Origin of the sequence: Massilia jejuensis, from assembly GCF_042656795.1 — a bacterium.
Classification (GTDB): Bacteria; Pseudomonadota; Gammaproteobacteria; order Burkholderiales; family Burkholderiaceae_D; genus Telluria; species Telluria jejuensis.
Map to the genome: position 1 here is coordinate 167,333 of NZ_JBHSMS010000003.1, position 12,462 is coordinate 179,794.

At 63.5% G+C, this 12,462-nt stretch carries 12 protein-coding genes and 1 tRNA gene; 7 read left to right on the forward strand and 6 right to left on the reverse strand.

Annotated elements, in window-relative coordinates:
* Positions 1 to 56 precede the first annotated feature (56 nt).
* The 3 genes from rpmB (at position 57) to ACFPOU_RS00880 (ending at position 1,660) form a co-directional block, all read left to right on the forward strand.
* The gene (gene rpmB / locus ACFPOU_RS00870) at positions 57 to 293 is read left to right on the forward strand and encodes a 50S ribosomal protein L28 (RefSeq protein WP_379715742.1); all 237 of its coding nucleotides are present in this window, start codon (positions 57 to 59) and stop codon (positions 291 to 293) included.
* Between the two features lie 13 nt (positions 294 to 306).
* On the forward strand, positions 307 to 474 hold the full coding sequence (gene rpmG, locus ACFPOU_RS00875) for a 50S ribosomal protein L33 (protein ID WP_056157216.1): 168 nt from the start codon (positions 307 to 309) through the stop codon (positions 472 to 474).
* A gap of 139 nt (positions 475 to 613) precedes the next feature.
* Complete coding sequence (locus tag ACFPOU_RS00880; RefSeq protein WP_379715746.1) at positions 614 to 1,660, forward strand: lysozyme inhibitor LprI family protein; 1,047 nt, start codon at positions 614 to 616, stop codon at positions 1,658 to 1,660.
* A 76-nt stretch (positions 1,661 to 1,736) separates the two neighbouring features.
* Here the strand turns inward: ACFPOU_RS00880 and ACFPOU_RS00885 are convergent, their stop codons facing one another.
* The 5 genes from ACFPOU_RS00885 to ACFPOU_RS00905 form a co-directional block, all read right to left on the reverse strand.
* Entirely contained in the window at positions 1,737 to 2,945 is a 1,209-nt protein-coding gene (locus ACFPOU_RS00885) for a DesA family fatty acid desaturase (RefSeq protein ID WP_379715749.1), read from the reverse strand.
* 180 nt (positions 2,946 to 3,125) lie between these two features.
* Positions 3,126 to 4,394 (reverse strand): mechanosensitive ion channel family protein, encoded by a 1,269-nt coding sequence (locus ACFPOU_RS00890; RefSeq protein ID WP_379715752.1) that lies wholly within the window; start codon positions 4,392 to 4,394, stop codon positions 3,126 to 3,128.
* Positions 4,395 to 4,412: 18 nt separating this feature from the next.
* Positions 4,413 to 5,744 carry an RsmB/NOP family class I SAM-dependent RNA methyltransferase gene (locus ACFPOU_RS00895; RefSeq protein WP_379715755.1) on the reverse strand — a complete coding sequence of 444 codons (1,332 nt, stop codon included), beginning with the start codon at positions 5,742 to 5,744 and terminating at the stop codon, positions 4,413 to 4,415.
* A gap of 23 nt (positions 5,745 to 5,767) precedes the next feature.
* A complete protein-coding gene (gene purN / locus ACFPOU_RS00900; RefSeq protein ID WP_379715758.1) occupies positions 5,768 to 6,400 on the reverse strand; it encodes a phosphoribosylglycinamide formyltransferase in 633 nt (210 codons plus the stop codon).
* Between the two features lie 79 nt (positions 6,401 to 6,479).
* Entirely contained in the window at positions 6,480 to 6,878 is a 399-nt protein-coding gene (locus ACFPOU_RS00905; protein ID WP_379715761.1) for a barstar family protein, read from the reverse strand.
* 369 nt (positions 6,879 to 7,247) lie between these two features.
* On the opposite strand from ACFPOU_RS00905, the gene ACFPOU_RS00910 reads away from it, so the two are divergent.
* The 3 genes from ACFPOU_RS00910 to tfpB all read left to right on the forward strand — a co-directional run bounded on the left by ACFPOU_RS00910 (position 7,248) and on the right by tfpB (position 10,522).
* Entirely contained in the window at positions 7,248 to 7,760 is a 513-nt protein-coding gene (locus tag ACFPOU_RS00910; protein ID WP_379715764.1) for a glycine zipper 2TM domain-containing protein, read from the forward strand.
* A gap of 122 nt (positions 7,761 to 7,882) precedes the next feature.
* Positions 7,883 to 8,677, forward strand: a complete 795-nt coding sequence (locus tag ACFPOU_RS00915; protein WP_379715767.1) for a spermine/spermidine synthase domain-containing protein — start codon at positions 7,883 to 7,885, stop codon at positions 8,675 to 8,677.
* A 21-nt stretch (positions 8,678 to 8,698) separates the two neighbouring features.
* The gene (tfpB, locus tag ACFPOU_RS00920; protein WP_379715770.1) at positions 8,699 to 10,522 is read left to right on the forward strand and encodes a type IV pilus assembly ATPase TfpB; all 1,824 of its coding nucleotides are present in this window, start codon (positions 8,699 to 8,701) and stop codon (positions 10,520 to 10,522) included.
* A 90-nt stretch (positions 10,523 to 10,612) separates the two neighbouring features.
* On the opposite strand, the gene ACFPOU_RS00925 is transcribed toward tfpB, so the two are convergent.
* Entirely contained in the window at positions 10,613 to 11,938 is a 1,326-nt protein-coding gene (locus ACFPOU_RS00925) for an ISNCY family transposase (protein WP_379715784.1), read from the reverse strand.
* A gap of 146 nt (positions 11,939 to 12,084) precedes the next feature.
* Between ACFPOU_RS00925 and ACFPOU_RS00930 the strand changes: the two genes are divergently transcribed.
* Positions 12,085 to 12,160, forward strand: a tRNA-Lys gene (locus ACFPOU_RS00930).
* Positions 12,161 to 12,462: the final 302 nt, after the last annotated feature.

Consider the following 12,462-nt stretch of genomic DNA (forward strand, 5'->3'; position numbering starts at 1 on the left):
ACGCTATACTCTCGTTTTTTCCGAATTCGGAAGTTTATTTATCTAAGGAGTGCGCTATGGCACGTGTCTGCCAAGTTACTGGCAAGGGTCCGATGGTTGGCAACAACGTCTCCCATGCAAACAACAAAACGAAACGCCGTTTTCTGCCTAACCTGCAGAACCGCCGTATTTACGTTGAATCGGAAAACCGCTGGGTCTCGCTGCGTTTGTCGAACGCCGGCCTGCGCGTGATCGACAAGCTGGGCATCGATGCGGTTCTGGTCGACATGCGCGCTCGTGGCATCAAAGTTTAATTAGGGAGCTATCATGGCAAAAACTGGCCGCGACAAAATCAAGCTGGAATCGACCGCAGGTACCGGTCACTTCTACACCACCACCAAGAACAAGCGTACGATGCCGGCGAAGATGGAAATCATCAAGTTCGACCCGAAAGCACGCAAGCACGTTGCATACAAGGAAACCAAGATCAAGTAATCGATCTTGCCGCCGTACAAGAAAAGCCGCCACGGAAGTGCGCGGCTTTTTTGTATTTGTACGCCCGCCGTGACAATCGGTGATTTTTTAGCAAGCCCCGAAGCGTATAGTAGGGGTTCTCGAACTGACACGACCCTCCATGCCGCGCCCTCCCGATGCCCTGCGCTATGCCGCCCTGGCCGCTTTGCTGGCGTGGTCATGCAATACGGGTGCGGCCGAGCCGGCCGCCGCGCCCTATCCGAACACCGACGGCTTCGGCATCGCGTTCGAGCAGAGCGAGGAGTGGTACCGCCACTGCATGCGCGCCTTGCGCCCGGAACCGGCGCGCGCGCCTGCCAGGCGCGCCAGGATGCGCTGCGATGCGAGCGAGCTCTATTACCGGAAACGCGATCAGAACCACGCCACCCCCGCCGAGTGGCGCCAGGTGCGCTCGTGTGCCGAGGCCAGCGGCGACGACGCCGTCCTGATGATGCTGCATGCAAACGGCTACGGCACGGCCCGCGATCCCGAGCAGGCCCTGTATTACGCGTGCAAGCTCGACACGGCCAAGGCCGAGATGGAGGGACGCGTCGGCTACCTCGCTTCGCCCGCCGCCGCCTCGGACGCCGTGCCCTTCGACCTGTGCGACCACGTGACGAGCGAACGCATGGTCGCCATGTGCGCCGGCATCCAGGAAGACCGCGCCGCGCGCGTGCGCGACCTACGGCTCGCGCGCTTCGCGGCCGGCTTGCCGCCGGCGGCGCGCCGGCCCTTTGCGCGCCTGCGCGAGGCGGCCACGGCATTCAACCGGAGTTCGGCCGGCGACGTCGACTCGCGCGGCGGCGCGGGGGCCGGCTTGTCGATCCGCCACGCGGGACGGCGCGACAACGAATTCATGGAGACCCTGCTGGCTGCGGCCAACGGCCAGCTGCCGCGCGCCAATGCGGCCCAACTGGCGGAGATCGACCGTGAGTTGAAGTGGGAATACCGCAAGGCGATGGCCGCCCCATCCGGGCAGGAACAGCATCGGCAACGCAGCGGCGCCGCGCCGGCGGCACGCGCGCACATGCGCAAGGTCGAACGCGCCTGGATTGCCTACCGCGACGCCTGGGGCCCTTTCCTTGCAGCGGCAAACTTGCGCACCGATCTCGCCTCGGTCAAGGCCGCGCTGACGCGCCAGCATATTGCGCATGTGAAGCGCATGTGAAGCGCATGTGGAAATATGAAAGCGGAAATGAAACAAGGCTCCCGCAGGAGCCTTGTTCGTCAGACGATGCCGTGCCTTACGCGTAGCTGCGCAGCCGCAGCGAGAATTCCTGCAGCGACTTGATGCCCGAGGCTTCGGCACGCGCGCACCAGTCCTGCAACTGCTGCAGCAGCTGGTCGCGGGTCGAGTGCGAACGTTCCCAGATCGCGCCCAGTTCCACGCGCATGTGGTGCATCGTTTCCAGCGCCTTGCTGTGCTTGAAGAGTTCGATGAGCTGTTCTTTCTGCGACAGTTCCAGCTTGCCCGGCTCGCGCTGCAGCAACTTGCGCGAAGACTTCAGGAAACGCTTTTCCAGCTCGGCCTGGTCCTTCAGGTGCTCGAACTCCTCGTGGAAGGCGCTTTTCACCGACTTGGCATACTTGGCCATCACGTCGTAGCGGTTGGTGATCACCGACTGCAGCGTGTCGTGGTCGGCTACGGTTTTACCCTTGGCAAACTTCGGCTCCGGTGCGACTTTCTTCACTTTCGCCAGGCCCAGCATCTCCAGGGCGCGGATATACCCCCAGCCCATGTCGATCTCGTACCACTTGCTCGACAGCTTGGCCGAGGTAGCGTGGGTGTGATGGTTGTTGTGCAATTCCTCGCCGCCGATCAGGATGCCGAACGGGAAGATGTTGGTGGCGGCATCGGCGCAATCGTAATTGCGGTAGCCCCACCAGTGGCCCAGGCCGTTGATGATGCCGGCGGCCGTGATCGGGATCCACATCATCTGGATCGCCCAGATCGTGATGCCGATGACGCCGAACAGCGTGAAATTAATGATGAGCAGCGCGATCACGCCGGCCAGGCTGTGCTTGCTGTACACATTGCGCTCGAGCCAGTCATCCGGCGTTCCATGGCCGTACTTGGCCAGGGTTTCGGCGTTCTTGCTTTCGATCTTGTACAGCTCGGCGCCTTCCAGCAGCACCTTCTTGATGCCGCGCGTGACCGGGCTGTGCGGGTCTTCCTCGGTATCGCATTTGGCATGGTGCTTGCGGTGGATCGCCGCCCACTCCTTGGTGATCTGGGCCGTGGTCAGCCACAGCCAGAAGCGGAAGAAATGACTCGGCAAGGCGTGCAGCTCCAGCGCGCGGTGCGCCTGGTGACGGTGCAGGTAAATGGTCACGCTGGCGATCGTGATATGGGTCACGATCAATGTGTAAACCACAACTTCCCAGCCGGAAAGGCCGACCAGACCGGTGTTCAGGAATTCCAGTACGGAATGCATGGTGTTGCTAAAGCTCATTAAGGCTCCAAGGTAAATGCTGTCTGGGCGCGCCGTCCTTTCTGGGAGAAGGTCGCGCAGGGCCGGTCGAGGACCGGGCCGCTATCCGCATTCTACGCACTTCTCATGACGCACGGCACGACGGACGCAGTAAATTGCGCTCAAGCGCGAAATGTGCGCCACATTCATGCCAGATATGCATTAAACCTGCGACATTTGTGGCGGCAGGCCCAGGCGGATGGCCCCGGAATGGACCAGGGCATAGATATTCTGGTTCACAGCCGACACCACGTTGCCGGTACCCTTTTCCGGATCCTCGATCGAAAATCCCAGTTCCAGTTCATAGCCCGTGGGGCCGAAGGCGTTCAGCTGCACCGCCGGCGCCGGATCCGCGATGACGCGCTCGACCCCGTCGGCCTGGCGTACCAGCAAGTCCATGACTTCGTTCAAGTCGCTGTCGTAGGCGACCGTCAAGCGCGTGCTCAGGCGCACCGCCTTGATGGTCGCAGCCTGGTTGAGCACGACGCCGGTGATCAGCATTTCGTTCGGCAGCAGGGTATGGGTGCCGTCGAGCGCCTGCAAGACCGTCGTGCGCGTATTGATGCGCGAGACGCGGCCCGAATACTTGTCGACCGTGATCGGGTCGCCGATCGAGAGGCTGCGTTCGAGAAGGATGATGAAGCCGGATACATAGTTACTGGCGATGCGCTGCATGCCCAGGCCGAGGCCGACGCCGAGCGCGCCGCCGAAGACCGACAGCACGGTCAGGTCGAGCCCGACCAGGCGCAGGCTGACCAGCACCGAGACCAGGATCAGCACCGCACGGCTCATGCGTGCAAGTACCACCCGCGACGAGGTATGCAGGCCCTCCAGGCGCATCAGGCGCTCTTCCAGCGCGGCGCCCGCCCACAGGGCCAGCATCATCAGGACCACGACCGAGACGGCACCCTGCAGGATGTCGAGCAGGGACGGCCGGTTCTTGCCGATCTTGATGACCTTGCTGTCAAGGAAGGCAAGGATGTCGGGCCACAGGCCGACCAGGTAGAGCGCCACCCCGAGCCAGACGACCAGGGCCAGGATTTTCTCGAAGGTCTGCAGGGCCGTGCCGATCTGCCCGTGGCGCGCGAACACGCGCCGCAGCAGGTAGAACACGATGCGGATCAAGGCCATCGACGTAAACAACGGCAACGCGACGTTCAACAGGTGGACGCTCTGTTGCCGCGCCAGTAACAGCTTGGCGCCCCAGACCAGGGCCGCGATCAGGAGCGGCGCCAGCACCCGGCCGAAGCCTTCCACGCCGATGCGTTGCAGGGCATTGCGCGATTGATCCTCGTGCAGCCAGCTGCGCCGGATGAAGCGCGACAGCAGCAGGCCGACGACGACCGCGCCGGCGATGGCCAGTGCCTGCCACAGGATGCGCGGATTGCTGATGTCTTCGAATAGTTCCTGCAGCAGGTCGGTCAAGGGCATCTGGGCGCGGCTCCCCGGTCAGGCCTGCGCAGCGTCGGCGGCAGGCGCCGCGTCGCCGGCTTCGGCCGCCTCGGTCTTCGGCTTTTTCGCGGCCATGGGCTTGCGTTCGAGCACGGCGGCGAAGAAGCCGTCGGTACCGTGCTTGTGCGGCAAGAGCTTCAGGTACTGATCCATCTCGAGATCGATCTTCTGCTCGGCCAGCACTTTGCTCATCGGCACCAGGTCGAAATCCGGGTGCGAGGCGATGAATTGCTCGACGATGAATTCATTCTCTTCGTTCAGCAGCGAGCAGGTGGCGTACACCAGGCGTCCGCCGCCCTTGAGCAGGCGCGCGGCGCCGTCGAGGATCGCGGCCTGCTTTTCCTGCATCTCGGCCACGGCGCTTTCCGGCTGGCGCCATTTGACGTCCGGATTGCGGCGCAGGGTGCCCAGGCCCGAGCATGGGGCGTCGACCAGCACGCGGTCGATCTTGCCGGCCAGGCGCTTGATCTTGGCATCGCGCTCGTGCGCGATCAGGACCGGGTGCACATTCGACAGGCCGCTGCGCGCCAGGCGCGGCTTGAGCTTGCTCAGGCGCTTTTCCGACACATCGAAGGCATACAGGCGGCCGGTGTTGCGCATCGTCGCGCCCAGGGCCAGCGTCTTGCCGCCGGCGCCGGCGCAGAAGTCGACCACCATCTCGCCGCGGCGCGCGGCCAGGATCTGGGCCAGTACCTGGCTGCCCTCGTCCTGCACCTCGATCGCGCCATCCTTGAACAGCGGCAGGTTTTGCAGTGTCGGCTTTTTCTTGACGCGCAGGCCGAGCGGCGAATACGGCGTCGGTTCGGCCACGATCGGCGCCTCGGCCAGCTTGGCGATGACGTCGTCGCGGTTGGCCTTGATCGAATTGACCCGCAAATCGAGCGGCGCCGGCGTGTTCAGCACGGCCGCCAGTTGTTGCGCTTCCGTTTCGCCGTACTGGGCCACCAGCTTGTCGTACAGCCACTGCGGCATGTTCGCCTGCGCCAGGGGCGGCAGCAGCGCGCGGTCGATGTCCTGGATGCGGGTGAGGAATTCGGTTTCTTCGTCGCTCAAGCCGGCGAGCGACTCGATGCCGGCCGTTTCGGCCAGGCCCAGCAAGGCCAGGCGGCGCATCGACGGGGTGCCGCCGGTGCCGCCGAAATCGGTGAAGAAGGTCTTGTTGCGCAGGACGGCATACACCGCTTCGGCGACGACCCCGCGCTCGCGCGAACCGAGACGCTGGTGGTCCTTGAAATAACGCGACAGGGTAACGTCGGCCGGGGCCGTAAAGCGCAAGATCTCGCGCAATACCTCTTCGGTACTGCCGAGAATTGCTGGTGGCAATCTCATGAAAATCCTTGATGAACTACGAATTAATGACGGATGGCGTCGGCGACACGCGCGTCGGACACGCGCACTTCGCCATGTTCGATACTGAGCCTGTCCTCGACGAACAGGCGCACGGCATAGGGGTAAAGCTTGTGCTCCTCGACCAGCACACGGGCCGCCAGCGTGGCTTCGGTATCGCCGGGCAGCACGCCGACGCGCGCCTGGGCGACGACCGGGCCATGGTCCAGCTCGGCGGTAACGAAATGCACCGTCGCGCCATGCTCGGGCACGCCGGCATCGAGTGCCTGGCGGTGCGTTGCCAGGCCGGGAAAGGCCGGCAGCAGCGACGGGTGGATATTGAGCATGCGGCCCGCATACTGCTCCACGAAAGCGTCCGTCAGGACCCGCATGAAACCGGCCAGCACGACCAGGTCGGGAGCGAAACGGTCGATTTCCTGCTGCAGAGCCGCGTCGAAGTCGGCGCGGTTGCTGAATTGCTTGCTCGGCACGACGGCGGTCGCGATGCCTCGCCCTTGCGCGAAGGCCAGTCCCGGCGCGTCCGGCCGGTTGCTGATCACCGCCGCGATCCTCGCCGGCCACCCTTCCGATTGCGCCGCGCGCACGAGCGCTTCCATGTTGCTGCCGCGGCCGGAAATGAGGATGACGATGTTTTTCATAGCGCGCATTGTACCGCAAGCCCCTGTGGCGACCGGCGCCCCGGGGAGGCCGGCGATGGCAACGGGAAGCGGTCCCGGACTACTCGAAGGAATAGAAGACGCGGAACGGCACTTTTTTCTCGGCCCAGAATTCGGCCGCGTCGCGGAACACGTCGAGCAGGGTCTCGCGCGCTTCCTTGTCGAATTTCTGAGTATTTGGCAATTGCTCCAGCACGGCGATAAAACCGGGCTGGGAGCCGGCCTCCGCAAGCGTGTTGGTCAGGCAGTTGCGCAGGGCGTCGAAGTTCTTGCTGCAAGGCTTACTGAAATAGAAATTTTCGCCGATGCGGGCGCACACCTGTTGCTTGGTCAGCGTGTTCGCGCAATGCGCGTACAGAAAATGGTGGCCCAGTCGCGCCGCCTCCTCCTGCAGTTCCAGCACACGGTAGGCGCGAATGGACTGCACAAGATTGGACGGCACTCTCATCAACATACTCATTTTTCCCTCAAGTCGACCTGGTGTGTGGTTCGAATCGCCGGGGTCGCTCACCATGCGCGCCCGGACGGCAACGCTGTTCTCCTAATCGTTTCCACGCGCCAATAACCTTGAGTGTGTAAGGGTAACGTTTTGTGATAGCCGAAGCAACCCGAATGTATTCTTACGGCATAATTTCGATAGAAACTGCCGTTTTTCACGTGGAATCGGAGCGGTTTGGGCGGTTTTTCCATTTTGGGCGCACGCTCGGTCACTATGCAAGGCTGTTACATTTTGTTGCCACACAGATCTCCCTTGTGCCTGCTGCGGGATTAACATACATGGGAGGACGTGAATCCTACCTAACCAGCAGCGCCAATGACGAGGTTCTTGATGAACATGCAAACCAAACTGATGATTTCCGCCCTTGGGCTGTGCGCCCTGCCGCTCGCCCAGGCCGCCGAATTCGAAGATTTCGGCCGCGTGGTGCGGGTGCAGCCGCGTGTCGAGCAAATCAGCATGCCGCGCCAGGAATGCCGCACCGAGTACCAGCAGGTGCCGGTCCAGCAGCAGCGCAGCGCCGGCGGCTCGATCGTCGGCGGCATCGCCGGCGCCCTGCTCGGCAGCCAGGTCGGCAGCGGCAACGGCAAGGTGGCCGCCACCGCTGCCGGTGCGATCGCCGGCGCCATGGTGGGCGACCGCGTCGACAACAACGGCCGCCAGAATTACAACGGCGTGCAGGAACAGGCCGTGCGCCAGTGCCGCACCGTCGATGCCTTCGAATCGCGCACCGTCGGCTACGACGTGACCTACGAATACCGCGGCCAGAACCACATCGCCTTCATGCAGCGCGATCCGGGCAACCGTATTCCCCTGCGTGTGTCGGTCGAGCCGGCGCAGTACTGATCCTATCCTTGCCGTAACCGGCGCGTGGGAAGCCCCCTCCTCCTCCGCACCGGCCGTTCCCGTTGCGCTTGCGCAGCGGGAACCCCTGCCGCGATAATAGGTCGATTCAACCAGGTCGCCCTATGCTCATCAAACGCAAATCCATCGAACAAGCCGAATCCTCGCGTCGCCCCGCGCGCAAGCCCAAGTTCGCGCCCGTCACCCTGTCCGAACAGGACGGCGTACGCTATCTCCACTTCGGCACCGAATGGGTGCAGGGCGCCATGCGCATCCGCAAGCCGGATTGGCCGGAGCTCGAGTACGCGCAGCAGATGATGGCCTGGATGCTGTTCATCGAGGCCCCGCGCCGGATCGCCCAGCTCGGCCTCGGTTCGGCCACCCTCACCAAGTATTGCTACCGCCAGTTCCCCGAAGCGCAGGTCACGGCCGTGGAACTGAACGCGTCGGTGATCGCCATCTGCACCACGATGTTCAAGATGCCGCCGCGGGACGAGCGCCTGGAAGTGCTGGAAATGGATGCCCTCGACTTCGTCGACGACCCGGCCAACCACGGCGTCTACGACGTACTGCAGTGCGACCTGTACGATGCCACCGCGCGCGGCCCGGTGCTCGACACGCCCGAGTTCTACGCCGCCTGCAACGCGTGCCTGGCCGACGGCGGCGTCATGACCGTCAACCTGTTCGGCGACCACCCGAGCTACGACAAGAACATCAAGGCCATGACGTTCGCGTTCGAACACGTGATCTGCCTGCCGGAAGTGCATGACGGGAACGTCGTCGCCCTCTGCTTCAAGACGCGCCCCGAGCTCGACAGCGCAAAGCTGGCCGCACGCGCCGCCCGCATCGTCGCCGCCACCAAGCTGCCGGCGGCATCCTGGGTCAAGGGCATCGAGGCGTCGCATGGCGCGGCGCGCTAGGCTGCGGCGCAGCGAGGGAACATGAACGCCGACGCACCCCCGCCCGCTTCCCTCCCCCGCAGTCCCGCGCGGCCGCGCAAGCTCGACCTGCAGGTCATTTTTTCGTGGCTGCTGGCCGACGGCATCGTCGAGAAGGACGCGGTCAAGGCGCATTTTGCCCAGGCCCAGGGCATCCTGAAAAACGCGGCCGGCTCGATGCATCCCCTGACCGCCGTCGCCCAGTGCAAGCTGGTGTCGGGCCAGCCGCCGCACCGCCTGCTGACGCTCGACATCCTCAGCGAATGGTGCGCGGCCAAGGTCGGCATTCCCTTCATCCGCATCGACCCCTTGAAGATCGATTTCACCAGGGTGGCGGACATGATGTCGGCCAGCTATGCGGCGCGTTTCAATATCCTGCCGGTCGACATCGGCCCGGCGGCGCTGACCGTGGCCACGGCTGACCCGTTCGCGCTGGAGTGGGAAGCGGAAATCGCGAAGGTGGCGCGCCGCCGCATCGACCTGGTGCTGGCCAATCCGCTCGACATTTCGCAATACATTTCCCAGTTCTTCAGCCTGGCGAAATCGATCCGCGACGCCAGCAAGGGCAACAGCCAGGACCTCGCATTGCGCAGCAACTTCGAGCAGCTGGTCGAACTGGGCAAGGCGAACAAGCAGTTCGACGCCAACGACCAGCACATCGTCAACATCGTCGACTGGCTCTGGGGCTACGCCTTCGAACAGCGCGCCTCGGACATCCACCTCGAACCGAAGCGCGACATCGCCGTCATCCGCTTTCGCATCGACGGCGTGCTGCACCAGGTCTACCAGGTGCCGGCGGCGGTGATGCTGGCGATGACGGCGCGCATCAAGCTGCTGGGGCGCATGGATGTCATCGAAAAGCGCCGCCCGCAGGACGGCCGCATCAAGACCCGCATGGCAAGCGGCCAGGAGGTCGAACTGCGCCTGTCGACGATGCCGACCGCCTTCGGCGAAAAGCTGGTGATGCGCATCTTCGACCCGGAAGTGGTCGTCAAGACGCTGCCGGAACTGGGCTTTCCGCCGGATGACGCCGCGCGCTGGGATGCGCTGACCAAGCGTCCCCACGGCATCATCCTCGTCACCGGCCCCACCGGCTCGGGCAAGACGACGACCCTGTACACGACCCTGAAAGCGCTCGCGACGAACGAAGTGAACGTGTGCACGGTGGAAGACCCGATCGAGATGGTCGAGGCCTCCTTCAACCAGATGCAGGTCCAGCCCGGCATCGATCTCTCCTTTGCCGACGGCGTGCGCTCACTGATGCGGCAAGATCCCGACATCATCATGGTCGGCGAAATCCGCGACCTGGCGACGGCCGAGATGGCAATCCAGGCAGCCCTTACCGGCCACCTCGTGCTCTCGACCCTGCACACCAACGACGCGCCTGCCGCCGTGATGCGCCTGCTCGAACTGGGCGTGCCCGACTACCTGCTGGAAGCGACGCTGATCGGCATCATGGCCCAGCGCCTCGTGCGCACGCTGTGCCCCGACTGCAAGGCGCCCGACGGCGCACTGGGCGACGACGTCTGGAACAGCCTGGGAGGGTCGTGGAACCTTTCGAAGCCGGCGACGGTCTATCGCCCCATCGGTTGTCCCGAGTGCCGCCAGACCGGTTACCGCGGCAGGACCGGGCTGTACGAGTTGCTGACGGTATCGGACGCATTCACCCGTCTGATCGGGGGCGCCGCCGACCTGGCGGGCCTGCGCCAGCAAAGCGTCCTGGATGGGATGAAACCCTTGCGTATTGCCGGCGCAATGAAGATCATCGAGGGCGTGACGACGGCCGAGGAAGTGCTCAAGGTAACGGCGGCGCTGTCGGCCGCATAGCCTCTCGCAGGGCAACCTGCGCCGGCACTGTCAACGCTAAATAGAAATGTCCCCTGTTCTGCAAAGTAGAAATGTCCCCTGGGGCTCGCTTCAGGAAGCAGGAGCCAAGGCTAAAGGCGCCTTGGTGTGCTCGAACTGAGCGCATGGCGGCGCCTTTCCCGGGGCGGTGGACATTTTCTTTTTCCAAGGGTGGCCGACCGGCTGCGGTGGGGTACGCCGGCTCAGCGCGCGGTCGACCTTCCGGTTGACCTCCTTGCCGTCGGCAGCCTCCTGTTGCCTGATCGCTTTGCTGCTGAGCGTATGGGGCAAGACACGCCCTTGCCAGAGCACTTCGGTTGGGCTGGCAGGGTGGGTTACGATGGTCACGTCGGCACCACGCAACGCAAGTCCACGGTCGGCGGGCTGCACTTGGTACAGCAGTCCCTCTAGTTGGCAGCTCAGGTTGCTCGACAGGCGTCGCAGGGAATGAATCGACAGAATCCGACGCAGTGCCGCAACCGTGCCGACGTAGGGAACATGCATATCGCTGGGCAAGCTCGGCGTCACGGCGAAACGCCGGTTCAAAGCCCGCATGAATTGCGGCAGCCAGGCATTGGCTTGCTCCTGGCTGTCGATTCCTTGCAGACGCATTTCCTTGACCAGCCGGTCTTGCAGCGTCTGGTTCGCCCGCTCGACGCGTCCCTTGGCCTGCGGGCTGTTGGCCTGTATTCCTTCAATGCCCAGTTGCTCCAGCGCGCGCGCGAACTGGGTCTGCGTGTGGCTGACGTCCTGCCGGTCGCCCCGGTTGACCTGGAAGATGCTGTGGCGGTCACTGTAGATCGCTGCTGGCAGGCCATGCGTCAGAACGTACTGCTCCAGCAACCCCATGTAGCCCAAGGTCGTCTCGGTGTCGACAAAGCGTAGCGCCATCAATTCGCTGGTCGCGTCATTGATGAACACCAGCAGGCAGCAGCGCGGCGCACGCCCCTCGAACCAGTCGTGCGAGGAGCCATCAATCTGGATCAGTTCGCCACGCCTTGCCCGACGCTCACGTATCGCGTGGGTGCGTATGCCGGCGCCGCGCCCGGCTTTCCATAAACCTGCACCCAGCATTGCCTGGCGCACCGTTTCCACGAACAGCTTGATCTCATGCAGCTCTTGCAGCTTCTCGCATGCCAGTGTCGGCCCGAAATCGACGTAGTGCTTCCCAATCAGAGCGACCGCCTTGGCCATCATCTCCGGCGGCGTGCGCCGGTTCGATGGCACGCCACGCTTCTTGCTCAGCAGGCCCAGCGTCCCCTCGTCTTGCAGGCGCCGTTTCAAGCGCTTGACCTGTCGCACGCTGATTCCCAGCCTGCTCGCTGCACTGGCTTGATCCAGCTTCCCTTCCACTACCTGTGCCATCACCTGGCTACGCAGCACGTCCTTGGCCGTCATCTTGATCACGATCCCATCCTCCCCTAGAACGCATCCTAGGGGACATCTCTACTTAGCGGAGAGGGGACATTACTACTTAGCGCTAACAGCAACCTGCGCCGGCACTAGCGCAAACGCCAATGGCCGGCTATAATGCTGCCTCTTTCGGGTCGTTAGCTCAGCTGGTAGAGCAGCGGACTTTTAATCCGTTGGTCGCAGGTTCGAATCCCGCACGGCCTACCACGAATTTGTACTATCAGATCAAGGCGTTACGAGCAATCGTGACGCCTTTTTTTGTATCTGCAGCACTTCGCTCTTTTGCCTACTGTCCCGTACTTGTGACGCGCAGCAGACCGTCGACTACGGCCGCGTGACGCGCCATATGCGCCGGCGCCAGGGGCGCGTACCGCCGCACCATCGCCGCCGACTTCCATCCGCCCATCTCCTGCAGGTCGTACAAAGGCGTGCCATTCTGGATCACGGTAGTTGTCAACAAAGTTGTCGTGTCACTTCATGCTGCCAGCTTTGATATCTCAGGTGCAGCC

What these genes read in the sequence shown, in the direction of transcription:
- rpmB (WP_379715742.1), top strand. Translation starts at nt 57, where the DNA reads ATGGCACGTGTCTGCCAAGTTACTGGCAAGGGTCCGATGGTTGGCAAC.
- rpmG (WP_056157216.1), top strand. Translation starts at nt 307, where the DNA reads ATGGCAAAAACTGGCCGCGACAAAATCAAGCTGGAATCGACCGCAGGT.
- ACFPOU_RS00880 (WP_379715746.1), top strand. Translation starts at nt 614, where the DNA reads ATGCCGCGCCCTCCCGATGCCCTGCGCTATGCCGCCCTGGCCGCTTTG.
- ACFPOU_RS00885 (WP_379715749.1), bottom strand. Translation starts at nt 2,945, where the DNA reads ATGAGCTTTAGCAACACCATGCATTCCGTACTGGAATTCCTGAACACC.
- ACFPOU_RS00890 (WP_379715752.1), bottom strand. Translation starts at nt 4,394, where the DNA reads ATGCCCTTGACCGACCTGCTGCAGGAACTATTCGAAGACATCAGCAAT.
- ACFPOU_RS00895 (WP_379715755.1), bottom strand. Translation starts at nt 5,744, where the DNA reads ATGAGATTGCCACCAGCAATTCTCGGCAGTACCGAAGAGGTATTGCGC.
- purN (WP_379715758.1), bottom strand. Translation starts at nt 6,400, where the DNA reads ATGAAAAACATCGTCATCCTCATTTCCGGCCGCGGCAGCAACATGGAA.
- ACFPOU_RS00905 (WP_379715761.1), bottom strand. Translation starts at nt 6,878, where the DNA reads ATGAGTATGTTGATGAGAGTGCCGTCCAATCTTGTGCAGTCCATTCGC.
- ACFPOU_RS00910 (WP_379715764.1), top strand. Translation starts at nt 7,248, where the DNA reads ATGAACATGCAAACCAAACTGATGATTTCCGCCCTTGGGCTGTGCGCC.
- ACFPOU_RS00915 (WP_379715767.1), top strand. Translation starts at nt 7,883, where the DNA reads ATGCTCATCAAACGCAAATCCATCGAACAAGCCGAATCCTCGCGTCGC.
- tfpB (WP_379715770.1), top strand. Translation starts at nt 8,699, where the DNA reads ATGAACGCCGACGCACCCCCGCCCGCTTCCCTCCCCCGCAGTCCCGCG.
- ACFPOU_RS00925 (WP_379715784.1), bottom strand. Translation starts at nt 11,938, where the DNA reads ATGACGGCCAAGGACGTGCTGCGTAGCCAGGTGATGGCACAGGTAGTG.